The 24,265-nt window shown below is 43.9% G+C and carries 21 protein-coding genes; 7 read left to right on the plus strand and 14 right to left on the minus strand.

The annotated features are described in order from the left end of the window. The first annotated feature begins 335 nt into the window (after positions 1–335). Both QMZ64_RS17635 and QMZ64_RS17640 read left to right on the plus strand, forming a co-directional pair. Complete coding sequence (locus QMZ64_RS17635) at positions 336–2,756, plus strand: S8 family peptidase (RefSeq protein ID WP_265625383.1); 2,421 nt, start codon at positions 336–338, stop codon at positions 2,754–2,756. 123 nt (positions 2,757–2,879) lie between these two features. Then, complete coding sequence (locus tag QMZ64_RS17640) at positions 2,880–3,128, plus strand: hypothetical protein (protein WP_165428344.1); 249 nt, start codon at positions 2,880–2,882, stop codon at positions 3,126–3,128. On the opposite strand, the gene QMZ64_RS17645 is transcribed toward QMZ64_RS17640, so the two are convergent. Next, on the minus strand, positions 3,125–4,132 hold the full coding sequence (locus tag QMZ64_RS17645) for an LLM class flavin-dependent oxidoreductase (protein WP_265625382.1): 1,008 nt from the start codon (positions 4,130–4,132) through the stop codon (positions 3,125–3,127). The two genes, QMZ64_RS17640 and QMZ64_RS17645, sit on opposite strands and share 4 nt — an antisense overlap. A gap of 87 nt (positions 4,133–4,219) precedes the next feature. Between QMZ64_RS17645 and QMZ64_RS17650 the strand changes: the two genes are divergently transcribed. Continuing rightward, the gene (locus tag QMZ64_RS17650; protein WP_023857015.1) at positions 4,220–4,357 is read left to right on the plus strand and encodes a hypothetical protein; all 138 of its coding nucleotides are present in this window, start codon (positions 4,220–4,222) and stop codon (positions 4,355–4,357) included. A 28-nt stretch (positions 4,358–4,385) separates the two neighbouring features. On the opposite strand, the gene nfsA is transcribed toward QMZ64_RS17650, so the two are convergent. Beyond that, positions 4,386–5,135 (minus strand): oxygen-insensitive NADPH nitroreductase, encoded by a 750-nt coding sequence (gene nfsA, locus QMZ64_RS17655; protein ID WP_265625381.1) that lies wholly within the window; start codon positions 5,133–5,135, stop codon positions 4,386–4,388. A 576-nt stretch (positions 5,136–5,711) separates the two neighbouring features. Here nfsA and QMZ64_RS17660 point away from each other — a divergent pair. Continuing rightward, complete coding sequence (locus QMZ64_RS17660; protein WP_265625380.1) at positions 5,712–6,257, plus strand: hypothetical protein; 546 nt, start codon at positions 5,712–5,714, stop codon at positions 6,255–6,257. Between the two features lie 132 nt (positions 6,258–6,389). Here QMZ64_RS17660 and QMZ64_RS17665 read toward each other — a convergent pair whose 3' ends face one another. The 3 genes from QMZ64_RS17665 to QMZ64_RS17675 form a co-directional block, all read right to left on the minus strand. Further along, positions 6,390–6,848: a stage III sporulation protein AH gene (locus tag QMZ64_RS17665; RefSeq protein ID WP_265625379.1), complete on the minus strand. Its 459-nt coding sequence runs from the start codon at positions 6,846–6,848 to the stop codon at positions 6,390–6,392. A gap of 83 nt (positions 6,849–6,931) precedes the next feature. Next, positions 6,932–7,717 carry an SAR2788 family putative toxin gene (locus QMZ64_RS17670; protein ID WP_265625378.1) on the minus strand — a complete coding sequence of 262 codons (786 nt, stop codon included), beginning with the start codon at positions 7,715–7,717 and terminating at the stop codon, positions 6,932–6,934. A gap of 14 nt (positions 7,718–7,731) precedes the next feature. Beyond that, positions 7,732–8,490: a S8 family peptidase gene (locus QMZ64_RS17675; protein ID WP_265625377.1), complete on the minus strand. Its 759-nt coding sequence runs from the start codon at positions 8,488–8,490 to the stop codon at positions 7,732–7,734. Between the two features lie 1,196 nt (positions 8,491–9,686). On the opposite strand from QMZ64_RS17675, the gene QMZ64_RS17680 reads away from it, so the two are divergent. Further along, positions 9,687–10,862, plus strand: a complete 1,176-nt coding sequence (locus QMZ64_RS17680; protein WP_301441498.1) for a M20 metallopeptidase family protein — start codon at positions 9,687–9,689, stop codon at positions 10,860–10,862. A 27-nt stretch (positions 10,863–10,889) separates the two neighbouring features. Here the strand turns inward: QMZ64_RS17680 and QMZ64_RS17685 are convergent, their stop codons facing one another. Further along, positions 10,890–12,059 carry an FtsW/RodA/SpoVE family cell cycle protein gene (locus tag QMZ64_RS17685; RefSeq protein WP_265625375.1) on the minus strand — a complete coding sequence of 390 codons (1,170 nt, stop codon included), beginning with the start codon at positions 12,057–12,059 and terminating at the stop codon, positions 10,890–10,892. Between the two features lie 111 nt (positions 12,060–12,170). Beyond that, a complete protein-coding gene (locus QMZ64_RS17690; protein ID WP_165428349.1) occupies positions 12,171–13,355 on the minus strand; it encodes an FtsW/RodA/SpoVE family cell cycle protein in 1,185 nt (394 codons plus the stop codon). 279 nt (positions 13,356–13,634) lie between these two features. Here QMZ64_RS17690 and QMZ64_RS17695 point away from each other — a divergent pair, with 279 nt between their 5' ends. Continuing rightward, positions 13,635–14,990 (plus strand): YjiH family protein, encoded by a 1,356-nt coding sequence (locus QMZ64_RS17695; RefSeq protein ID WP_105981283.1) that lies wholly within the window; start codon positions 13,635–13,637, stop codon positions 14,988–14,990. 311 nt (positions 14,991–15,301) lie between these two features. Continuing rightward, positions 15,302–15,562 (plus strand): spore morphogenesis/germination protein YwcE, encoded by a 261-nt coding sequence (gene ywcE, locus QMZ64_RS17700; protein ID WP_020453353.1) that lies wholly within the window; start codon positions 15,302–15,304, stop codon positions 15,560–15,562. Between the two features lie 49 nt (positions 15,563–15,611). On the opposite strand, the gene QMZ64_RS17705 is transcribed toward ywcE, so the two are convergent. From QMZ64_RS17705 to QMZ64_RS17735, 7 genes are read right to left on the minus strand one after another with little or no spacing between them, the layout of a single operon-like run. After that, positions 15,612–16,811, minus strand: coding sequence for a clostripain-related cysteine peptidase (locus QMZ64_RS17705; RefSeq protein WP_165428351.1), 1,200 nt, complete (start codon positions 16,809–16,811; stop codon positions 15,612–15,614). Positions 16,812–16,828: 17 nt separating this feature from the next. Next, positions 16,829–17,284 (minus strand): GNAT family N-acetyltransferase, encoded by a 456-nt coding sequence (locus QMZ64_RS17710; RefSeq protein WP_165428352.1) that lies wholly within the window; start codon positions 17,282–17,284, stop codon positions 16,829–16,831. Between the two features lie 11 nt (positions 17,285–17,295). Beyond that, the gene (locus QMZ64_RS17715; protein WP_265625374.1) at positions 17,296–19,104 is read right to left on the minus strand and encodes an ABC transporter ATP-binding protein; all 1,809 of its coding nucleotides are present in this window, start codon (positions 19,102–19,104) and stop codon (positions 17,296–17,298) included. Continuing rightward, entirely contained in the window at positions 19,098–21,023 is a 1,926-nt protein-coding gene (locus QMZ64_RS17720) for an ABC transporter ATP-binding protein (protein ID WP_265625373.1), read from the minus strand. Before QMZ64_RS17720 ends, QMZ64_RS17715 begins: the two co-directional genes overlap by 7 nt. 42 nt (positions 21,024–21,065) lie before the next feature. Further along, positions 21,066–23,042, minus strand: coding sequence for an asparagine synthase-related protein (locus QMZ64_RS17725; protein ID WP_265625372.1), 1,977 nt, complete (start codon positions 23,040–23,042; stop codon positions 21,066–21,068). 32 nt (positions 23,043–23,074) lie between these two features. Next, positions 23,075–23,539, minus strand: a complete 465-nt coding sequence (locus QMZ64_RS17730) for a lasso peptide biosynthesis B2 protein (protein ID WP_165428356.1) — start codon at positions 23,537–23,539, stop codon at positions 23,075–23,077. Beyond that, positions 23,539–23,811, minus strand: coding sequence for a PqqD family peptide modification chaperone (locus QMZ64_RS17735; protein ID WP_003186189.1), 273 nt, complete (start codon positions 23,809–23,811; stop codon positions 23,539–23,541). The genes QMZ64_RS17730 and QMZ64_RS17735 overlap by 1 nt, the downstream gene beginning before the upstream one ends. Between the last annotated feature and the right edge of the window lie 454 nt (positions 23,812–24,265).

The following is a 24,265-nucleotide window of genomic DNA, read 5'->3' on the forward strand; positions in this document are numbered from 1 at the left end:
AACGCATGATTCAACGGAAACAAACCATGAATGCAACTTATTCACAGCTTATCCTAAGGATAAACACATATTACCCACAGGGTATATCCACATATCCACATATTTATTCAACATTTAGTATAAGAACGTATATTCCCCACAATATCTATACACAGGTTTATTCACTTATACACAGTGAATTGTGCATAAATCTAAAGATATTCACTCCAATACATTGAATCTTTGAAAATTATTTCTATATATAGAAGGATTTTTTTAAAACTGAGAGAATATTTTAAAAGTTCGAAACTCTAAGGATTACAAAGAAATCATTTATCCATAAGGGGGAAAACAGATTGAGAAAAAGTATCATGCGCAATTTCGTTATGGCTTTTATTCTATTATTTGCGTTATCCACATTCCTCACCGGAGTGCAGGCAAAAACCGTTCCCGATCAAAAGTCGCCTGAGCTTGAGAAAGCTGAAATCTACGGTGATATTGATGTGACGTCTGATAAACAGACAACGGTTATTGTGGAGCTGAAAGAAAAGTCGCTTGCCGAAGCAAAAGCGAATGGGGAAAAACAAACGAAAGCTTCTTTAAAAACCGCTCGCAGCAAAGCGAAAAACAGTGCGCTGAAAACACTCAAAAAAGCGAAAATAAGCCGTGAATACGACCGTGTATTTTCGGGTTTTTCAATGAAACTGCCGGCCAGTGAAATTCCGAAGCTGCTCGCCGTCAAGGAAGTTAAAGCGGTTTATCCGAACGCAGCTTACAAACCTGACAGCATAAAAGGAAAAGACGTGACACTTGCAGCGGACGCCATTTATCCACAGATGGATAAAAGTGCACCATACATCGGAGCGGATCAGGCATGGAAATCAGGCTATACCGGTAAAGGCATTAAGGTAGCCGTCATTGACACGGGTGTGGATTACACACATCCTGACTTAAAGAACAATTTCGGCCCATATAAGGGGTATGACTTTGTGGATAATGACTATGATCCGCAAGAAACACCGACAGGCGACCCGCGCGGGGAAGCAACTGATCACGGTACTCATGTGGCGGGGACCATCGCCGCGAACGGACAGATTAAAGGTGTGGCGCCAGAAGCAACGCTGCTTGCTTACCGTGTGCTCGGCCCCGGCGGCTCAGGAACAACCGAGAACGTGATTGCGGGCATTGAAAAAGCCGTTGCGGATGGAGCAAAAGTGATGAACCTCTCATTGGGAAATTCACTGAACAGCCCTGATTATGCAACAAGCATCGCACTGGACTGGGCAATGGCCGAAGGGGTTGTCGCTGTTACGTCAAACGGGAACAGCGGTCCGGAAAGCTGGACGGTCGGCTCGCCGGGAACTTCAAGGGATGCAATTTCCGTCGGCGCCTCACAGCTTCCGTATAATGAATATTCTGTGACGCTTCCTTCGTATTCGTCAGCAAAAGTGATGGGGTACCAGGAGGAAAAAGATCTTGAAGCTTTGAACGGTGAAGACGTGGAACTTGTTGAAGCCGGCATCGGACAAGCTGACGATTTCAAAGGCAAAGATGTGAAAGGAAAAGTAGCGGTTATCCAGAGAGGCGTCATTCCATTTGTGGATAAGGCTGAAAACGCCAAAAACGCCGGCGCTGTCGGAGCCGTGATTTACAATAATGTAACAGGGGAAATCGAGGCCAATGTTGTAGGGATGGCCGTACCGACCGTCAAATTGTCGAAAGAAGAGGGCGAAAAGCTTGTTCAACAGATCAAAGAAGGGAAACGCTCCGCTGTCTTTTCTTTCAAATTGGACAAAAAACTCGGGGAAACGATTGGCTCCTTCTCGTCCCGCGGACCTGTCATGGATACATGGATGATTAAACCTGACGTTTCAGCGCCAGGTGTCAATATCGTCAGCACCATTCCGACCCACGACCCGAAAAACCCTCACGGTTACGGTTCAAAGCAGGGAACAAGCATGGCTTCCCCGCATGTCGCAGGAACGGCAGCCATATTAAAACAGGCCAAACCGGATTGGACGCCTGAGCAAATCAAAGGCGTACTGATGAATACGGCGGAAAAACTGACGGATGAAAACGGAAAGCCTCTCCCTCACAATACGCAAGGAGCAGGCAGCATCCGCATCATCGAGGCCCTTAAAGCTTCATCCATTGTAACGCCGGGCAGCCATTCATACGGAACATTTCTGAAAGACAAAGGGAAACAAACGAAAAAACAAGCGTTCACGATTGAAAACCTTTCTTCACACAGAAAAGCCTATCAGCTGGAATACTCCTTTAAAGGAGCGGGCATCACGGTATCAGGAACAGAACGAGTCGTGGTACCGGCCCATCAAACAGGTAAAGCAGCGGCAAAAGTAACCGTCAATTCCGCGAAAACGAAAGCAGGCACATATGAAGGCACGGTTTACATCCGTGAAGACGGAAGAAAAGTCGCCGAAATCCCGCTCCTGTTGATCGTCAAAGAGCCAGACTATCCGCGTGTCACATCCGTAACGGTTGAACCGGGGGCAAAGCAGGGCGCTTACACGATCGAAGCCTACCTGCCGGGCGGGGCTGAAGAGCTCGCATTTCTCGTCTATGATGAAAATCTGAACCTTCTCGGCCAGGCCGGCGTTTACAAAAACCAGGGCAAAGGCTATCAATCTTATCAATGGAACGGCAAAATCAATGACGCCGCAACCCTTAAGTCCGGAAAATATTATATGCTAGCCTATGCGTCCGCCAAAGGAAAATCAAGCTACATTCTGACGGAAGACCCTTTTATCGTCGAATAATGACAAGCCTTGTTGAGAACCACTCAACAAGGCTTTTTTATGTTAAAATACGGATAATACGTTCAGGAGAAGATCCCCCTTCTCTTCAAAACGTGAAAAAAGCAATCGGAGGACCTCGTATATATGCTTTCTTTTTTCGTATTATTCGGCCTATCCTTCATTATTGTCTGCTTTATATTTTTCACGATTTTGTACCTCGCCGTCAACCTGCAGAAGCGCGAGCCCCAGCCTTTTCAAAAAGCCGCGGAGCAAACCGTCGATACCGTCATCCTCGTTCCCCTCAGCTGGCTGTTTACCGCTTTATACATATGCATTCTGTTTATTCTTTTTCCGATCCGCCATTTTCTCGATTTTTTTCAGCAAAAACGTTAAATTGACTGATGAAACGCTTCGGCCAGCAGCCGGTATGATTCCAGCCTGTCTTGAAAATCGTGGGTGATGGTCACCGCCATGATTTCATCCGTTCCGTAAGTGCCGGCCAGTTCAAGCAGCTGTTCCTTCACCTGCCGCGGCGTCCCGATGACCATCCGTTTTCGATTGTCTTCCACTCTCTTTCTTTCATAAGGAGAATATTGATATGACAGCGCCGTTTCCAATGATGGAAAGCCTTCGGTCACTATCCCCTGTTCATTGGCCAATAAAGAGAAATCCAAGCTTTTTGCAAGGTTCTCCGCTTTCTCTTCTGTCTCAGCGCAAATCACAAATACGGCAACGATCACGTTTGGCCGTTCCCCCAATACAGAAGGTTCGAACCTCTCTTTGTAAAGTCTTGCCGCCTCTTCTCCGCCTTCACCGTTAATAAATTGGGCAAATGTATAGGATGCTCCTGTTTGGGCGGCAAGCCTTGCGCTTTCCCCTGAGGAGCCGAGCAGCCAGACAGCGGGCGCTGCGGCCACGTTCGGCGATGCGGTCAAGTTGGGAAAGCGGTGGTGTTCATCGGCTTGATCGTATAAATATGTGACGAGATCCTGAATTTGTTCGGGATATTGGTCAGCCATCCGTCTTCCTCCATTTTGAAGAGCCATGGAAGCGATCGGCATCCCTCCCGGAGCACGTCCGACACCGAGATCAATCCTGCCGGGCGCAAGTCCTTCCAAGACGCGGAAGTTTTCTGCCACCTTGTAGGCGCTGTAATGGGGAAGCATGACGCCGCCGGATCCTATACGGATCTTCTCTGTTTTAGCCGCAAGATAACCGATCAGAACCTCCGGACTTGATCCTGCCAAGTTTCTTGAAAAATGGTGCTCAGAAACCCAAAATCTCTTGTATCCGAGGCGCTCCGCCGCTTGCGCGAGCTCCACCGTATGCTGTAAAGCCTGTTCAGCTGTGCTTCCTTCAGAAACGGGAGTCTGATCAAGTATGCTTAATGACAACATCTTTTTCACCCCAAGTCTTCGTTTACTTTTCCTGCGCAAAAAGAAATAATAGTATCATGGATAAACCTAAAGGAGCTCCTAATACTGATGAATGAGACGAAGCAAAAAACGCACCCGCCAGTCGTAGAAGAACGCTTTGCAAAAGGCTGTTTATTCGGAATCCTTTTCAGTCTTCCCTTTTGGCTGATGTTTTATCTTTTTCTTCAATACATGCTGACAAGATAAGTCCCCTCCGAGTCGGAGGGGACGTTCCTTACCTTTTGTTCAAACCTTTTCCTTTAACGAATTCATTCATATACGCACGCGGTGGCTTTTTGAGGCTGCCGGTGATCTGGTCTGTCCATTTGTCAGACCGTTTGCCGTCTGTCCGCTTTTGATAATAGTTTGAAATCGTTTCGTCATATGCGGACATATGTTTTTTAAACTCGGCTTCGTCCGCTTGATAGGCATTTTCATGATAAATGTGATCAAGCGGCAGACGCGGCTTTTTATCCGACAGGTTGGCCGGATGGCCGACGACAAGCCCGAACAGCGGCAGAACGTATTCAGGTGTTTCCAGAAGCCCGGAGACTTCGTTCAAGTTATTGCGAATCCCGCCGATATAGCAGATGCCGAGGCCCATTGATTCGGCCGCTATTGACATATTTTGAGCGGCAAGCGCTGCATCGATGACGCTGACCATAAAGGTCTCCGTCCCTTCAAGAGAAGCTTTGATATCTACACCCTTTTCCCGGGCCATTTTGTCATGCCGGTAAAGGTCTGCGCAAAATACAAACAGATGGCCGTTTTTTTCAACATATGGCTGATTCCCGGCCAATTCCGCAAGTTTGCGCTTCTTGTCCGGGTCGGTGACACCGATGATCGAATAAGCTTGAATATAGCTTGACGTCGATGCGCTTTGAGCGCTCTCCACAAGCAGGCGAACCTCTTCTTCGGTCAGGAGCTGATCTGTAAAAGACCTGATCGAACGGTGATTTAAAATGGTTTCAATCGTTTTATTCATCCTTTTACCTCCTCAACCTTTATCATATCCAATATCTGCTTTTCTCTAAAGCAAAACGGTTTGGCGGACTGCAGATGGATTCAATTTTAGTCGATAAAGAAATCTTTGTGAAAATCCTTTAATTTGAACTTATCCAATATAATGCTAGATTGTTTACTAAAGACGTGGTAGAATACACTGGAAAAAAGCGATCAAAATGTGCTTACCCTTAAAATACGCGCGTAATAATGAACGAAAAGAATACTCCAACGATTGGAGAATTAATGAAGCTTCTCAGACGGTTTTCTTATGAGATGAAAAGTGAATTTTTTTTGATTAATGTTCAAATGGAAAATTACATCGAGAATATAAACTACTTAAAAACATCTACTACTCAAGGGAAAACCACTTGTGCCTAACCCCGTTATGAACTTTAGACTCTAACATTATTAAAACCTATTGGATAAGTATAAGTTTCTCATGATTAAATACAAGATACATAGATAAAAAGACAAAGATCGCTTTATAAGAAGTCTGATTGAGTATTTTAGTTGTTATAAAACCAAAGAGTGATTTTTAGATAAAGGAGGAAATAGATTGACTTTACACCATTTTATTGGCGCTAACAAAGTACTTCCTATTGGTGAGTTTGGTACGAATCCTACATTTAAGGCCATTTCCGAGTTGAAAATTAAAGGGATAAATAGAAACAAACACTTTCAGGCTAAAAATAATCGACATAACAGTAAATCTTCACTTGTAAAAGTCTACGAAACAGAAGAAGATGCGTACGGAATTGATATTTTTGATTTAGATCCTGGATATGAAGCAGTTAGAAACAAATTCACACATCCTTATATATATGAAGTTCAAGGATATTTGCATGCAAACAATACACCCGGTCAACGTAAATCCATCAGGTCACTTTTTCTTTTTATTGAAAAACACTTGTCAAAAGGGGAAACAATTGAAATATATTCTTGCTTTGATGGACAGGAAGATGAAAACAGAGATGAAAGGATGGATGTTGTTATCAATTTAAATACTTTACAATTTGGTAAGCATATCAAATTTAAAGATATAAACCACCTCAGTCAAATATTCTATTTGGAAGATAAACAATATGTATTAGTCAAGAAATAACCGTTTGAAGCCCTAGAATAAATCTTTTAAAAAATAAGGAAACCCTATATAAATAGGGTTTCCTTATTTTTATCTATATACTACTATTAACTAAAAAATTCTGTTTTAATAATGGAATAAGTTCGAATGATTTTATTCCAATTTTCCCCTATGCACTTTCAATCCCGGTATACTCATTATTTTTTGTATTTCCATATCATCTTCCGTCTCGATATAACTCTCTTCTTCATGAGAGCATGTTATCAACCATTCTTTCCCATCTTTAAAGAAAGACAAGTCTTCTGGTAAATGAGGTTGTTCCCAATCATATAAAGAATTTGCAGACTCTTTGAGAATATTTTTTGCGTTTTCATCTGTATAATAGAAATAAACTTTTGCTGTTTGATTGTCTCCTAAAATAGTACTAGCCCATTCTGATTGTTCATTCATTTCTTTCAACGAACTTTCAAGTTTTTTCAAAAGAGGTTCAAAAGATTTTAATGAGCCCATATCTTTTCTTAAAACTAAATGAAATTCGTCACAAAGCTCGAAAGCCAAATCTATTAACTCTGAATATTGCTGTCCCTTTGGGTTGCAATCAATAATTAACATGGCTGCCTCCTTATCTTTAAAAAATCTCCTATCTGGTTAATTATTTTAAAGATAGGAGATTTTATTTATAAATTAGATCTTAATTATCTTGCTGCACCATAGAAAGCATGTGCTTTCATACGAACACCCTTGCCATGCTTATATCCAGAGATCGGATGATAATGATAATGCTTACCTTTTCCCTTTTTATCTATCTCCGGCCCAACAATTTTCTTAATTGGACTAGCGTCTTTAGCAATGGATTTGGCGTTGTTCTTCGACGTAGACCAAGTATCACCACCCTTTTTAAGGCGTGCAATTGCAGCTGATCTTTTCAAACCATTACCAATAAATAATCCTTTATCCTTTCTAATTGCCATGTAATGAGAATAGCTTCTTTTACGCTTCTTAAACTCAGAATACGCAATGTAAGTGACTCCTGAAATAGTCACAGCAAGCCCAATTGAAATTAAATGCGCTAGTAGCGCCTCTCCAATAGCAATTCCGATAGGTACAAACCAAACAAATGAAGCTGTTATCTCATCTGAATTAACTTCATAACTCTCATTTGTTTCAGTATCAGTGAATGTTGCTTCTATCTTCTCTGCTGTAGCATTTTCGATATTGACTTTATATTCTTTACCTCTTTTACCGGTCTCTTGAGAAATTTCATCAGTTTCTAATAAAACCTCCATATTCTCTTTATTAAGAGTCATTAGACCTTTAACTCCGCCTTTTTCTGCTGTGATTACTAATTTCTCTTCATTGTTGGAAATTATTTGGTAATCTTTATTGTTCAAACTCTCAGCTTTTGATTCATTATGTAAAACAAAAGAAAAAAGCAATACGAAACTTAAAAAAACTGTAATACTCTTTTTAATAAATTTCATTGAAAGTATCCCCTCTACTTATAAGATAAAAAACCTTCTCCATAAATTTCATCTTTTCCTTCTTTTCCAAGATCGATAGACATTTCGGACAATACACTATAGATTTGTTTATAAATATCATCTTTTGAATTGATTCCAAATTTATCTTTGTTTTGTAAAATCAATGACACTATACCAGTAACATGTGCAGCTGCTAAAGATGTACCATTTTCAGTATCATATTTATTACCGGGGGATAGTATCGGTATATCTACTCCAGGAGCAGAAAAATCAATCTTTCCTTTAGATGAAAAATCAGCTATTTTATTGTTTCTATCAACAGCATTAATAGAGAAAACTTTTTCATAAGCTGCTGGATAATCAACATTCTCGCCATAATTGTTACCTGCAGCTGCAATAACTATAATGCCACTGTTAACTGCTTTATCAATTGCCTCTCTTAATATCGGTTTATCTTTGGCTAATCCAAAACTCAAATTTATCACCTGGATATTATTATCAAGGCACCACTCTATAGCTTTAACAAGGTTATCCAAAGAACCTTTTCCTTTTGAATTAAGTACTTTAACTGAATATATTTCAGTGTCAGGAGCTATTCCCACTAATCCAAAGCTATTATCTTCAGCAGCTATAATCCCTGCAATAGCAGTTCCATGCCCCACTTCATCATCTGAATTTAATGTCACATCTATTGCATTAAATTCCCCTATAATTTTCCCTTTCAAATCTTTATGCTTTTTATCGATGCCACTGTCTAATACAGCAACTTTCACTTTTTGTTTCCCTCTTTCAGTCCATAATGAAAAGGCATTTACTTTCTTTACCCCCCACGGTATTTCTTGAACAAGGCTATGATTAATTTTTTTTGTTTCATTTTTCTCAACATGCTGAACAACAAATACAAAGCACAATAAAAAACTTAATGGAAAGATTAAAATAAAAAATAAAACACGAGTTTTTTTATTGCTAACACCACTTTTTTTAAAAAGACTAATTTTTTCACATAATTTAACAACAATTGTAAATTTATTATATCAAACCATCCAAGAAAATAAAAGTATTTAAAGGTAATATTTTATTAATAACCAACAATTATACATTAGTGGAAAATCATAAGATATATTTGGGATGTTTACTTAGAACATAGAATCTTAAATTAAACTCTCAATTAAGACTAGAGTATTGATTAAAAGAGGAGGGAAGATGGTTTCAAAGTCATTTTTCACCTGCACCTGTTCAATTTCCAAGCCCATCTTCATTCAATATCCTTTAACCGTTGCACTAGCCATTTTGGCGAACATTCCGTCATCAAATTTTGATCGCAGAAGATTTTTTCTTTCTTGGGTGCTTCTTTTTAACCGGATCGGTAAATCAGTAAACGGACACCATCTATCCACACTCACCATTTTAAATTTGAGACTGGTGAAAAGGCTTGCTGAACGCGGCAAAAATTCTCGTATCGATGGCTCTCGCATTTTTATAACAAGACTCCAGCCTAATATAAACTGCCGAGTAAAAGTTAGACACCGACCTTACATTTACAGGAGTGTTTTCATCATATGAATCTGAGTCTGAACAACAAGGAGAAAGTGATTTATAAAGTCTTATGCATACTACTCAATTTAAAATGGGTAGGGAAAATGCAGCAATTTTTAGTCTAATCGTACCTGAGTTGATGATGAGTTTAATTTAAACAAGTTGCGATTAATCCACCGAAAATGAGAAGAGGTTAAAAACCAGCACTAACTAGAGGAAATAGTATGAGGTTGTGGACTTAGTTAAATTCGCTGACATTACACACAACACATATTACTAGGACATTAAACCCAGCTAATAATAAATATTCAAAAGTAAAAGAGAAGTCACAAAAGAGATTTTCACAACATAAAGGGTCTTATGGATACTGCCATTTCATATGGTAAAATGATAGAATCGTCTTACAATTTTTGAAGCGGAAAGGGAGATGACGGTGAAGTCTGTAATTGAAGAATTAGATGCATTATATCCGGAAATGATCGAACTCAGGAGACATTTTCACCAATATCCGGAGCTTTCCCATCGCGAGGTCAATACACCGAGCACCATTGCAAATTACTTGGAAAACCTTGGGATTGACGTGAGAACCAATGTCGGCGGCCAAGGGGTCGTCGGTCACATTAAAGGCGGCCGCCCCGGCAAGACGGTCGCCTTGAGAGCCGATTTCGACGCTCTGCCATTACAGGATCAAAAAAATGTTCCGTACCGGTCGACTGTCCCCGGCGTCATGCACGCTTGCGGACACGATGCCCACACGTCGGCTCTCCTCACAGCCGCAAAAGCCCTGGCAAAGCATCAAAAAGACTTGAAAGGAAATGTCGTGCTGATCCATCAATTCGGTGAAGAGGTCACACCAGGCGGCGCCAAGCCGATGATTGAAGCCGGCTGTCTCGAAGGCGTGGATGCCATTTTCGGCACCCACATCTGGGCTCCGATGCCCGTCGGTCAAGTCGGTGTTACATCAGGCCCGATGATGGCAGCCGCTGATAAATTTAAAGTCACGATATCCGGGCGGGGCGGACACGGAGGCGCGCCTCAATTAACGACAGACGCTTTAATCACAGGAGCCTCGGTCGTCAACCATCTCCAGCAAATCGTCAGCCGCAGAATCGATCCGACGGAAGCAGCCGTCTTGTCGATCGGAACATTTCATTCAGGCCAGGCGTTTAATGTCATCGCCGAAGAAGCGGTCATCGAAGGAACGGTCCGCACCTTTTCAAAGCATGTCCAAGAGACGATCATCGCCGAGATGGAGCGCGTCATCAAGGGCGTCTGCGACAGCAACGGCGCTTCGTTTTCACTCGATTATGAAAAAGGCTACCCGCCTGTCGTCAACCATGAAAAAGAAACGGACATCGTCCGCCAATGTGCAAAACGGCTCGTCGGCCCTGAAGCCGTCATCGAACTCGAACCGAATATGATCGGCGAAGATTTCTCTTATTTTCTTGAACATGTCCCTGGATCATTCTTTTTTACCGGCGCGGGCAACCCGCAGACTGGAGCCGTTTACCCGCACCATCACCCGATGTTTGACATCGATGAAAAAGGCATGCTGAACGCGGCGAAAATTCTTGTGTCGGCGGCTCTCGCATTTTTAAACCAAGACTAAAGACAGCCTGATTCGGCTGTCTTTTTTTCACTTAAACATATAGCCATTATATTTTGTCAGCTGGCAACTAGCATTATAAACGATCGCATAACCGATCAAAGCAGACAACACAGAGCTCCCTCCGTAGCTGATGAATAGAAGGGGAACGCCCGTAACCGGCATCAGTCCGACGTTCATTCCGATATTTTGGAATGTATGGATGACGATCAGCGCCGTATACCCAACACAGAAAAATGACGCAAACTTGTTATACGGGTGTATTTTATCGATCAGCACGACAAGCCGGTAAATGAAAAGGAAAAACAGGATGACGACAAAAGTACAGCCAATAAAGCCGAAACTTTCCCCGATGACGGCAAAGATGAAATCGGTTTGGCCTTCAGGAACGTATACTTTCAAATTGTTCATGCCCGTTCCGAAGATTTCTCCAGAGCCGATCGCCGTAACGGCCTTTTCGGTCTGATACGTATCGTTCGCGTCCTGCTGGCTCGAATCGACCCATGTCATCACCCGGTTGATCTGGTATTGCTGGATATGCAGCGTATCCTTCGAAAACTCCGGAAAATTGATCACCAAAAACAGAACGAGCAGTACGAGGGCGATTCCTGACCCCGCCACAATCGAAATCAGCTTCCAGTTCACGCCTGATAAAAACACCATAACGGCGACAAAGAACATGCAAATACCAGCCGTACCCGCGTCCTGCATTAAAATCAAACCGACCGGAACTGCAGATACCCCTGCGATTTTCAGCAACAGGTGAACATCCTCCTGCATCGAGCGCGAGCCTTTCGGACTTGCTTTGGAAATCACCGAAGCCAGCATCATAATCAGGCCGATTTTCATAAATTCTGACGGCTGCAGCGTGACCGAACCAAATTGAAACCAGCTTTTCGCTCCTTTGATAATCGGTGCGATCGACGTTGGACTGAACTTTAAGACGATCAATGACAAAATGCCGAATAGATATATGTATATGCTGAATTTTTCAAGCTGCTCCAGATCAAAATAGAGAAAGCCGACGATCACCGACATGCCGAGCAGATAAAAGAACAATTGCTTGGCCGGATAACCCTTCAGTGAAAAAGACGGCTCTGCAGCGTAAACAGCGATCACACTGATCAAAAAGAACATCGCTAATATAAAAATCAAATCTCCCTGATAATAGGGACTTGTCGTATTTTTCTTCTGGCTCATTATACCCCGCCTTATTTCTTCATCAAAAGCACTAACTTTCATTATAGCATGAACAACTGTTCACATTGTGAAAAAGGGTGAATAAAATAACAGCCTGTATTCATCAGGCTGTTATTTGAACATATAGCTTTGATACTTTGTTAACTGGCAGCTTGAATTGTAGACAACCGCGAAGCCGATCAAGGTTGCTACGACTGAGCTGCCTCCATAGCTGACCAAAAGCAGCGGGACGCCGGTCACGGGCATAATGCCGATATTCATTCCGATATTTTGAAAGGTATGAATGACAATTAAAGCGGTAAAGCCCGCACAGAAAAATGAGGCAAACCTGCTGAACGGATGTATTCGGTCGATGAGCACGACAAGCCGGTAAATTAAGAAGAAAAACATAATGACAACAAACGTGCATCCGACAAACCCGAAGCTCTCGCCGATGACGGCAAAAATAAAGTCTGTTTGCGCCTCTGGTACATAGACTTGAAGATCGCTTACACCATTTCCGTATACTTTTCCCGAACCGATCGCCAGCTGCGCCCTTTCGACCTGCATTTTATCGTCGGCATTCTGTTCGCTCGGATTGACCCAGGTCATGACGCGGTTGATTTGGTATTGTTCAACCCCGAGTGCTCCAGCGACATCGGGAAATTTGATAATGACAAACAAAATCAAAACAATGACTGTAAGACCCGTTCCAAAGATGAGAGAAATCAATTTCCAGTTCACGCCTGACAGAAATACCATCACAAGAATGACAAACGCGACGATCCCGGCTGTACCCGTATCCTGTTCTAAAATCAAGCCGAACGGAACAATGATAATACCGGCGATTTTCAGCAGAAAGATGCAGTCTTCTTTCAACGTACGCTTTCCGACAGGCCCGTTTTTCGACATGAAGGAAGCCAAATACATGATCAGCCCGATTTTCATGAATTCCGACGGCTGCAACGTAAACCCGGGAAGCATAAACCAGCTTTTTGCACCGTTGATGACCGGTGCAAATCTGTATGATCCGATATAAGCCGGACTGAACTTTAACACGATCAGCATCAAAATCCCGAGCAGATAAAAATAAAAGCTGAGCTTTTCAAGCTGCTCCAAATCAAAATAAAGAAACACGATGATGATAAAGGCTCCCAGCAAATAGTAAAGGGACTGTTTCATCGCAAAGGGTTCATTATATTGATTAAACTGCTGAGCGGCGTACACAGCCACAACGCTTATGATAAAAAAGACAATATAGACAAAAATCAAATCCCCCTGATAAAAGGGATTTGTAATATTCTTTTTCTGACTCATTCGAAATCCCGCCCTTATAATATGACACGATGAAATCATGCAGGAAGACGGCATCCGCTTCCTCACAAATGATATGACGTACAAAAGAAGAAAATGTTTCGATTTTATTGCGAACAAATTCCGATTCTATTTTAAAGGATTTTTCCAACTATTGTCGAATGTGATAAATTCATTGATTTTTGATTGATTTGTATTAAAATGAGTAATGTTGCATAAAATTAAACTTTTGCCTTTGGCAGAAGCGGTACAGAATCACCAATTCATAAGGAGTTTTTCATTTTGGATAAAGCACTTCAAAAGCGTAAACGGCTTGATCTCATAAAATTTTTGGTCCCTTCGCTGATCGGAATTATTCTGTTTATGATTCCCGTTAAAATTGAAGGAAATTTAACGATTCCTATTGCTGTTTTTTCGAATGCATTGCAGAAGCTGCTTCAGCAGCAATTGCCGTTGATCATGACGGTCATCGTAACCGCAACATTTATCTTAACCTTTATCACCAAAACCTTTCATCCGGCTTTCATAAAAAAAAGCGAGTTTTTCTATAACTTGCTGAATGTATCTTTATTTTGGTATATCGTTCGCCTGTTCGGCATGATTTTCGCAGTGATGGCATACTTTAAGATCGGCCCTGAAGCGGTATATGCCAAGAGTACGGGCGGAACATTATTATTCAGCCTGCTTCCCGTTCTTTTCTCCGTTTTTTTATTTGCAGGCCTGTTTCTGCCGTTTCTGTTGAACTTCGGCTTGCTTGAGCTGTGCGGCGCTTTGATGAAAAAGCTGATGAGGCCTGTCTTTAAGCTGCCGGGACGGTCATCGATCGATTGTATGGCTTCATGGCTCGGCGACGGCACGATCGGCGTGCTCCTGACAAGCAAACAGTATGAAGAAGGGTTCTACACGAAGCGTGAGGCCGCCGTCATCGGCACGACTTTCTCAGTCGTCTCCATCACGTTTTGCCTCGTGATTATTTCACAGGTTGACCTTGCTCATATGTTCGTTCCGTTTTATTTGACGATTTTGCTGGCGGGTGCCGCAGCTGCGGTGATCAGCCCGCGGATTCCGCCTTTATCAAGAAAGGCTGATACTTATATTACAGACCAAGCGGATCAGGATCAAGAGGAGATTCCCGAAGGATACACTCCGTTCCAATGGGGGCTCAGCCGGGCTGTCGCAAAAGCAAAACAAAATACAAGCGTCAAAGATTTCTTGCAGGACGGAGCCAAAAACGTGCTCGATATGTGGATGGGCGTCGCTCCCGTCGTCATGGCGCTCGGCACAGCCGCACTGATTGTCGCTGAATATACGCCGGTTTTCAAATGGCTCGGCCTGCCGTTCATCCCCCTTCTCGAACTGCTGCAGGTTCCTGAAGCCGCCGAGGCCTCACAAACGCTTGTCGTCGGGTTCGCCGACATGTTCCTGCCATCTGTGCTCGGAAGCGGGATTGAAAGTGAAATGACCAGGTTCATCATCGCCTGTGTATCTGTTACACAATTAATCTACATGTCGGAAGTCGGCGGTCTTTTGCTCGGTTCCAAAATCCCGGTGACATTCCTTGACCTCGTCTTGATTTTTCTCGTTCGGACGCTGATTACGCTGCCTGTCATTGTACTGTGTGCCCACTTTATTTTTTAGACAAATAAAAGGCTCCCGGCGCCAAATGCCGAGGGCCTTTTTTGTTTAGAAAATAAAGTGGGCTGCGGCCTTATCGTGCGGTCCAGCCTGTCTACTTCTTCTCCCTTTCACCCTTTATGTCCTACTGAATCACCGCGAAAATTGAGCCGATAGTTTGAGCGGAAAATGCTTTCCATTATGTATCATTTTTCGAAGAACGTGGTATAATAAATGTAACAGAATGTTCATAAAATATTCTCCAATTAGACACAATTGTCGTTTCATTCCGCTTTTTTGGCAGCGCTATCATTATTGAAAGGGGCTGAAAACGCATGGATATGTTTTTCGCTTACTTGCTGATTGCAAGCGCCACTCCTTTATTTTTATGGCTGGACAACAAAAAAGTCGCGATTTCTTCTATTCCGCCAATCATTTTAATGTGGGTATTCTTCTTTTTCTATATGACCAGCAGCCTTTCTCCTACAGGACACTCTCTCATGATCGTACTCTTTATTCTCAACGTTGTCATCGCCCATGTCGCCGCTTTCATCATTTACGGACTTCCATTGATTCGAAAACACATGAGCCGATAAAAAAAGTGCCGGTTTTTAACCGGCGCTTTTTTTGCTGTAAGAGACACCATTATAGATCAAAGTTAAAAGCTGAATGGGAGTAATCTTTGATGAATGTTTGATACCGGCCGCTGAAATCAAGCAGGTTGTATATGTTTGATTTTTCCGCAAACCGCTTTTGGTTGTCTCTGGCCGGATAATAAACGGACATACCGCTTCCTCTCGGGTGCTCCGGAGACTTGATGTTCATGATGACAGCCTTTTTGACGGATTTTACGACCTCTTTCGCTTCTTTTTCGGCTCCGATCTGCTGACCGATCAAGCTTGACAAATCAGCCAAATCAACCATATCCGATTCATCTGCATAATCTTCGGCAGCGAGGCGTGCGTAGTGGAGCAGGCGCTTTCCATCCGGCTCTTTCAATGCCCGGTTCATGCTTAAGCTCAATCTGTCGAGGGCATCGACAGCGTCTTTGACGCGGTTCAATTGAATGATAGACTGCTGCAGGTCTTCTGTTTCACCGTTTTCTTTTGACTGCTGTATGTAGCCTGCCGCGATTTCCCTGCCAAGCTCTTTCGGATCGATTGAAGGGTCGTCTTGAACAGACTGCAGCGCCCTTTTGTAATCCCAGCCATTTTGATTCGTATAGTCGACTGAAGCCAGCATGTATTTTCCATAATCCTTTAAGGCATATGCCGTTTCAATTCCGGCCATTTTGCAGTTGTCAAAACCGATTAAATCAAACTTTTGCTTCGTATGTTCATAGGCCTTTTTGATTCCCGACTGGAGCTCGCTTATTTTCATTTTTTTATTGCCGAAGTTTTCGTCTCCCCCGTAGCCGTCAACGGAGCCAAGCCCATGCCCCCAGAAGATCAATACATATTTTTTAGCCGGGTATGTTTTGACTCCCCATGTGATAAAGTCTGTGACGGAGCCGGGACTGTCCATGTTTGTCTTCCCGATATTTTCGAGGGGCGCCAGCTTCTGATGTTCGACTTTCCACCTCTGATTCACCTTGTGACTGATTGACGGGTTCGCCCATTTCTTAGCTCCCCCTGTCTGAAGAACGACATTGACGTTTGAAGATGAACCGGCATCCATCATTTCCTGAATATCATCGCTTGCCATATGAAAATCGCTTTCCATGTCAGATCCAATCATATATACAAGAATGGTATAGTCATCCTTTTCTTTTAATAGAGCAGCTGATGCCGGCTGAAAAAAGGCGACTGAAACAACGGAAAAAACAATCCATTTGATCAGGTTCATCGTCTTACGCTCCTTATTTAAGATTCCGGGAAATAAATCAGAGAGTAGTAGCCGTCCTCATCCGGCTGATCGTGTTCCAATGAATATCCGACTGATCGGAAGCACGCTAAGCAACTTTTGTTATCCTCTTCAATTCCGGCAAACCATTTGTTGATCCGGCTCATTTCCGGTAATGCCATCGTTCTTTTGATGAGCGCTTTTCCGTATCCCCCTCCGCGCAACAACGGATCGACTAAAAGAGCGATGTTCCCGGTCGAATCTTCCTCAACTTCAACCATGACAGCACCGACGGGCTTGCCTTCCTTTAAAGCCGCCCATACCCGGTAGTTTTCATTCCCGTCTGCAAAATTGAACCACTCGTCAAGCGGCATCATCCCTTCCAGCCGCCTTTTCACTTCTGCATCCTCAAACCAGGTCTGCAGCCATTCAATATCTTCTTTTCGAAACAGACGAAGTTCTTCTATATTGCTCATTGTTTGCTCCTTTACTGCGCGTATTTTTCAGCCTGCATGCGATACAGCTCTGCATACTGTGCCTGATTTTTCATCAATTCTTGGTGGGTGCCGGCCTCCGCTACCCTTCCTTTTTCTAAAAATACGATGTGGTCGGCAAAACGGGCCGTGCTTAACCGGTGCGAGACGATAATGACTGTTTTGCCTCGCGTCAGCTTTTGCAGCTTATCAAATATCTCTTCTTCAATAAATACATCCAGAGCGGAGGAAGGTTCATCAAATATCAAGATGTCGGCAGACTCGTCCCGCATAAACGCGCGGGATATGGCGACCCGCTGCCATTCTCCCCCCGACAAATTCCTGCCGCCGAACAGTCTGCCAAGCTCTGTTTCATAACCATTTTCTAGCTTATGCAAAAACTGATCCACTCCGCCGAAGGCCGAGGCACTTTTTATTTTAGCCAAGTCGGTGCAAGAAGAAATGTCGCCCAAACCGATATTGTATTTCAATGTCATTTCATACCGCAAAAAATCCTGAAACACAGCCGCGGCACTTGACCGGTAATGCTCAATATCATACTTATGAAGCGGTAAACCGTTATACGAGATCGTGCCTTGATTGGGATCAAAATAACGCAGGAGCAATTTAACGAGCGTGCTTTTGCCTGATCCGTTTTCTCCTACGAGAACGGTTGTCTTATTCAATGGAATATCGAGCTTACGAATATCAAGGACCGTTTTGGTTCCATCATAAGAAAATTCCACTTGATCACATGTAAATCCTTTTTCCTTTTGAGCAGCTGGAGCGGTATCCCCATTTTCCATGGTATTTTTGCTGTTTAAAAAAGAATGAACATTTCCCAGATGCTTCGTTTCTCTTGCACCGATCGCAAACGCAGCGAACATTTCATTGATTCCTTCGTTGAACTGAACCGCTGCCCCGATAAACAGCATCACATCCCCGATGGACAACCGACCAGAAAAAGCCTGGTGCACGATGTAAATCAGGACGGCACCTGCGGCCAAAGATTGTAATACTGACCAGAACAGCTGATACAGCGCCAGTTTTTTTTGATCGTTGGACAGCGTATGGAGGAGCTCCATCGAGGTATTTTTATAAAAAGATTTAAAAAAAGGAACAAGATTGTATATCTTAACCTCTCCGGCTGTTTCAGACATGAGAGGGACACCTGCATAATATTCCGCGCGCCGCCTCAGTTCCTGAACCTCTTTCCGTCCTTCAAAGGTCGCGTTGTTTAATTTCGCCTCCCAGTACAGCTTTGGAACAGCCAATATGAGAAATAACAGCGGCACCCAAGGTGCAGACATGCCAATCAGTAAACTGCTGGCTGCAATCATCACCATTCCGCCAAAGGTTTGAGACACGATGGATACCCACATCGTGACAAAATATTCATTATAGCGGATGATTTGTGTATTGGTATGAAAAGATGCGTCTTCAAAAGCCGCGATATCAGGAATGGAAATGGCCTTTTTCATGAGCATTTCATCAAGATAAGCTTCGAGCTTGGCGGTAAGGAGCCTTTTCTGCATTTCGGCCACAGGCTGAAGGGCATCTACGATCAGTGTAAAAGCAATGTATGCAAAGGCCGCCCAGACCAGTGTATTCCAAGAAGACAGCTCAAACGGCGCCCGTGCAATCTCATCGATCACCTCTGCGCTCAGCCAGACGAGGATCGGCCCGAGCATAGCACCCAGCAAAGTGATCAAAAACAGAACCGCCGACTTAAAAGGGTCGCAGCGCCAAAACAACGTTAAACCGTAAAATATGATGGAAGCGGTTTGAGGCAGCTTTTTGAAAAATGAATGAAACTTCAGCAATATACCTCGTCCCTCCCCTGAAACGATTTGGCCTGCATGCGGAACATTCTGCTGTATTCACCGTTTTTGTCCACGAGTTCCTGATGGCTTCCCTCTTCCGCGATTCTTCCGTTTTTCAAAACCAGTATGCGGTCGGCCATTTTTACCGTACTGAACCGGTGGGAAATCATGATCACCGTTTTCCCCTCTGTGAAGCTGTGAAACTGCCGGAAAATATCATACTCAGCCCGAATATCCAAGGCTGCAGCAGGCTCGTCCAATATGACAAGTCCGGCATCTTTCATAAACGATCTGGCTAAAGCAATCCGCTGCCATTGGCCTCCAGAAAAATCGGTACCACCCCATTCAGGACCGATCATCGTTTCCAGCCCTTCAGGCAAATCCTCGATGATCGGTTCCAGCTTGGCAGCCCGGGCTGAGGCGCGAATTTTTTCCTCATCACCTAAAGCTTCCGTGCGGCCTATCGCGATATTGTGCCGGAATGACAATTCGTACTTGCCAAACTCCTGAAACACGACCGCCATCCTGTTTCTCAGCTCTTGAAGATCAACCTTGCGGATGTCTTTGCCGTTCACTTTAATCTCACCCTCATCATATTCATAAAAACGGCAGAGCAGTTTGATGAGCGTTGTTTTCCCTGATCCATTCGCCCCTACAATGGCAATTCTTTCGCCCGGTGATACTGAAAAGCTGATTCGATTCAGAACATCGCCTGTACCCATGTCATCTGATTCAGGCTGCTTGTTGTGTTCCCCCAGCTCTTCATCCCCAAGCTCATCGAACATATCCAAATCTTCCTCATTCGCATCAGCTTCATTTACCTGGGTGCACGCAGCCGCTTCTCTGAAAGGATAGCGGAAGGTTACATTTTTGAATTCGACTGCCAGAGGTCCTTCTTCTTCGAGAGATTCGCCATTGGAAGGAAGCCTGATATCCTTTTCAGCGTTCATAAAAAGAAAAAAGTCTCTTCCCATTCTCCATATATCCAACGTGTCTGCACCTTCTTTGGCGATATCCCGGAGAGCCGTTGATAATTGAAACACAGCTCCCAAGTACAGCGATATATCCCCCACAGAAAAACTGCTTGAATGGGATTGGGACAGAATCCAAAAGTACCCCAAACCCGTTCCCGCCCCAGATAAGAAACCCGTTAAAACCGACCAGCGTGCACTTCTGATCTGAATGTTCCGCAGCACAGAATATAAGCCTTTAAAAGCAGATTGATATAAATCAAGAAAGAAAGACCCCAGGCCAAACAGGCGTACTTCTTTAGCGGATCGTCTCCCGAGCAGAATGTGGCGCGCATATGCGGCTCTCCTTCTGACAGGGGCGTAATCCTTGTGATATTCCCACTCCAATTCATTATAATGATTATGGACAAAAGCGAATGGAGCGGTAGATAAAATAAGGATGAAAGCAAGGACGGGCGACAGATAGGCGATGATCAAAACGACGCCCGCCAAAGACATAATGGCAGTCACCAAGTTGGAACTGATATTAATGAATTGGGAAGGAAGCCATGTCGAACGATCCCGCAGCGTTTCCAGCCGGTCCCTGTATTTTGGATCCTCAAAAAAACGCATCCCCGGAATGCGGTCAAAAGCGTCGATTAACAAACTGTTGACTGTGATCATCGATCTCTCAGAAAGCATGGCCTTTACCCATTTTTCCAATGATTTAACGACACTGATCATGATTAAGCTTCCCGCATAAATGACAGCCCATATTTCCGCATGGATGACGGCTTCCTGCTCGACAATGCCGTCGATCATTTGCTTTGAAGCGTACAATTGGATTAAAGGGGCTCCGGCCTCGATCAGCATAAAGAAAACCATGCAAATCATCAGCCGCGGGCCGGATTTCCAGACCATTTTTCCAAGCAGACCCGCCGTTTCCAGCGGCTCTTGGATATGCTTCATCTTCCACACATGCTTCACCTTCATTTTCTTTACCTATTGTGGTCATTGATACGAGTATATTTTGGCTTTCTCCGGCGTATTGACGGTTTCGATATCAGCCATGACCCTTGGTTTTCCCGGACGGCTCCGATCGAGAAGATGCTCCTTTCCCTTGGATGCTTCCCTGAGCCATATTTCCAAGTCAATGACAGATCTCATGTACTGATAGCCCATGCCCAGATCATTATTTGGATCTTCAGAGCGGATAGCCATAGCCAGCAAGTGTTTCCACCATATATCGCGCTTAATGATACCGAGTTCTTCAACGAAGACGCGCTCCCCCGGTTCAAAAAGCTGAAGGACGTGTCTGCGGTCATTCATAAAACTTTTCCTGGCCATATGGGCATATGTTGTTTTCGTTGATCTGTTATATACATAGGACGGCAGGATATCGGTGAAAGATTTGCGAAGAAGCATTTTAGAGCCGGCATAATGTTCTTCAAGCCCTTTTAAAACATCAAAATGCTGTTCAGGCGGTACGGAAAATGAAAATTCGATCAGCCGCCGATCCAAAAACGGATGGTACGTAGGCAATGTCACACCCACAGCATCCATGTACCTCGCTCTCGGCCACAAAAAGTCAAAATGAAACCTCTTCCCCCACACTGAGAGCTCCCGGCTTTTTCGGTAGCGAAGATGATCTTCCTTATTGATCTCCCGTTCTCTTTTTCGGTGTTCTGCAGTAAAGTATTCAGGCAGGTCATATTCCGTATCTGACCACAGCAGGTCATAATAGAGCTTTTCGCCGATGTAAGGCATGAAAGGGGCGATTCCGTATTGAAACCCGAGCTTCACCATCTCTTTCACGCTGCCGCCTGACCATTCGCGAAGCAATTGGAATATTTCAGAAAAACGCCTCTGGCGAAGCAGAGAATCGATCACTGACACTTCTCCGCTAAAAATGAAATCCCCGCCCTCACCTGTAAGGACAGACGAAGCACCATACTCCTCAGCGATCACTGTAAAAGTCTCATTAACCAGTGAATTGGCTCTCGGATCAGGACCGTCTACAAACCAAAGCGGATCACGCCCGATTTCCGCGTTAGGAATTTTGGCTGTAGCGTCTCCAAGAATGATCAGGCCGGGGATGTCCATATCTCGCATCATATTTTTCACAAGGTCCCTGTCATGGCTTAAAATCATGTCGGGATCGGCGAATGATATGTTGACGGCCAGCAGCTGTTCCTTGCATCCGCCTGCGATTGCGGCGGCGGTTACGGCAGCTGAATCCAGTCCGCCGCTTAATTCGACAATATGCTTTTGATCTTTTAAACGATCTGCTGTCACTTCCTGAAGAAGCTCCCGGAACCGCGGAACAGCATCTCCGGCAAGACCTTTCTCGTTTAACAGCTGCGGAAGTCCCCAATAGCTGTGCACGTGAACCGCATGATCCCTGCCGAGAAAAGCGTAGGAGGCCGCAGGCACTTTGCGTATTCCTTTGAAAAACGTCCGATCTTCAAAGCCGTTTTCTCCCACAGCGAACCCTGAAGTGGGAAACATTCTGCACACATCTTGATCGATGATAAAAGGAATATCGTGAACAAGCAAAAGGATGCGCATGTCATTTGCTGCAAACCATTCTCCTTTCGGACTGACCCAGTAGTAAACCGGACGGGTTGCGTATGTATCCGTCGCCAAAACAAGACTATGCAGACTGTCATCCCACCACATCATTGTAAACTCGCCATGCGAGTGAGACAGCATGGCTGCTTTGTCCTGCCGTAATGACGCGTACAGCTTGTCATCATGTTCAATCTTTCTGGTGCCATCCGATTTTGCGTTAAGACCGCCGTTAAGACCGCCGCTGATCCAGCCGTCTAAGATGACGGGGTGCAAAAGGTTTGCTTGAGCCGAAGGTCTAAAGGCTTCATCGTATCGAATATGCGCTTCAGCCATGTTTGCGATCCCGCCGCTGTAGCTGTGAATCTGTTCCGCCCGCCCCCATTTTTTGACGGCCGAGACCCACTCTTGCCATGCCACGGTGTTGTCTCCCTGCATTCCAAACCATATTTTCATACTAGAGATAACACCCACCTTTCAGCATAAGCGCTCATCTTATACGTCTGTAAAACTTTTAAATTCTTATTTTTATGATTCGGGTCAATTGAATTGCCGTTTTCCATCTGAACCCAAGCATGAGAAAACAGCTTGTCATCGATTTTCTTGACACCGATCACGAGACTGGCATCAGACCCATTGCTGAATAAAATAGATTGAATTGTTAATGCGATAGAAACGCATGAAGTAACTAAATGGTCGTCTTCATCAAGCGAATACAAATATTCGCCGTGGCGGTGCAGTTCGTCTGTATCAAGCAGCCCTGCACCTCTTTGCTGTGCACTCGCATACAGCGGAAACAGATGGATCGCAATTTTTTCATAGGCTTCTTCAAAGTCATGATTTAACAGCATCATACGTACAAAAGCATGAACGGTTGTAAAATACTCATGATTTTTGACAGGCGCTCTCTTTTTCATCAGCTTTTATCCTCTATTTTAATCAGCTTATGATGTGTCAGTTCCTGTATCGCCTCATTTAAAATCGCTGACAATTCTTCCTCCGTCTGATCGAACGCCGATTGCCACTTGATCAGAATATCTTTTTTATCCTTTCGTTCATTTTCTATTTCGATCCACAGCTCTTTTAAAGCCCCTTCCAATCCGAAATACTGCCCGTTGTCCAGGTTTAGAACGATGCATTCATTCTCCAATACGGTTGTCGCCGTCTCTTGATTTCGAATAATTTTCAAAGGTTAGACCTCCCTGGTATGCATGATTTCAGAAAAATAAAGGAGAAGAGAGCCGGTAAGCTCTCTTTTAGCACTTTATGCATGATGTTCTTTCCACTCCCCAAGCGAATGCCGTTATCCTATCAGCGCTGGAGCGTTTTAAAAAGAGCCTGCAACGCGATGATACCCCTGAATTTACCAACTGATCACATGAATCAGATTATCACAGGACAATATCAAAAAAACCGCAAAAAACTACCGAAAACCGACATGATTAGCCAACTGCATCAATGGGCCATTATTACGGGATTTATTCGGAGGAAATAATAACCACCCGTGCTAACGGGTGGTTTTCTCTGCGGCTGAAAGCCTTTGTTACTGACCAAACCCTAAAGGGGTTCTGAATGGTTCGCCTTATGTACTACTTCTACTGGCCAGACCTCAAAGGCCTTCGCCTTACTTTCGTTTCCTTTGC

The sequence above is a fragment of the Bacillus sp. LB7 genome (assembly GCF_030449715.1).
GTDB lineage: Bacteria > Bacillota > Bacilli > Bacillales > Bacillaceae > Bacillus > Bacillus paralicheniformis.

Excerpts from the sequence above, each read along its gene's own strand:
- QMZ64_RS17640 (WP_165428344.1), top strand. The coding sequence starts at position 2,880 with ATGCTTTCTTTTTTCGTATTATTCGGCCTATCCTTCATTATTGTCTGC.
- QMZ64_RS17645 (WP_265625382.1), bottom strand. The coding sequence starts at position 4,132 with ATGTTGTCATTAAGCATACTTGATCAGACTCCCGTTTCTGAAGGAAGC.
- QMZ64_RS17650 (WP_023857015.1), top strand. The coding sequence starts at position 4,220 with ATGAATGAGACGAAGCAAAAAACGCACCCGCCAGTCGTAGAAGAACGC.
- nfsA (WP_265625381.1), bottom strand. The coding sequence starts at position 5,135 with ATGAATAAAACGATTGAAACCATTTTAAATCACCGTTCGATCAGGTCT.
- QMZ64_RS17665 (WP_265625379.1), bottom strand. The coding sequence starts at position 6,848 with ATGTTAATTATTGATTGCAACCCAAAGGGACAGCAATATTCAGAGTTA.
- QMZ64_RS17670 (WP_265625378.1), bottom strand. The coding sequence starts at position 7,717 with ATGAAATTTATTAAAAAGAGTATTACAGTTTTTTTAAGTTTCGTATTG.
- QMZ64_RS17685 (WP_265625375.1), bottom strand. The coding sequence starts at position 12,059 with ATGAGCCAGAAGAAAAATACGACAAGTCCCTATTATCAGGGAGATTTG.
- QMZ64_RS17690 (WP_165428349.1), bottom strand. The coding sequence starts at position 13,355 with ATGAGTCAGAAAAAGAATATTACAAATCCCTTTTATCAGGGGGATTTG.
- ywcE (WP_020453353.1), top strand. The coding sequence starts at position 15,302 with ATGGATATGTTTTTCGCTTACTTGCTGATTGCAAGCGCCACTCCTTTA.
- QMZ64_RS17705 (WP_165428351.1), bottom strand. The coding sequence starts at position 16,811 with ATGAACCTGATCAAATGGATTGTTTTTTCCGTTGTTTCAGTCGCCTTT.
- QMZ64_RS17710 (WP_165428352.1), bottom strand. The coding sequence starts at position 17,284 with ATGAGCAATATAGAAGAACTTCGTCTGTTTCGAAAAGAAGATATTGAA.
- QMZ64_RS17720 (WP_265625373.1), bottom strand. The coding sequence starts at position 21,023 with ATGAAGCATATCCAAGAGCCGCTGGAAACGGCGGGTCTGCTTGGAAAA.
- QMZ64_RS17730 (WP_165428356.1), bottom strand. The coding sequence starts at position 23,539 with ATGAAAAAGAGAGCGCCTGTCAAAAATCATGAGTATTTTACAACCGTT.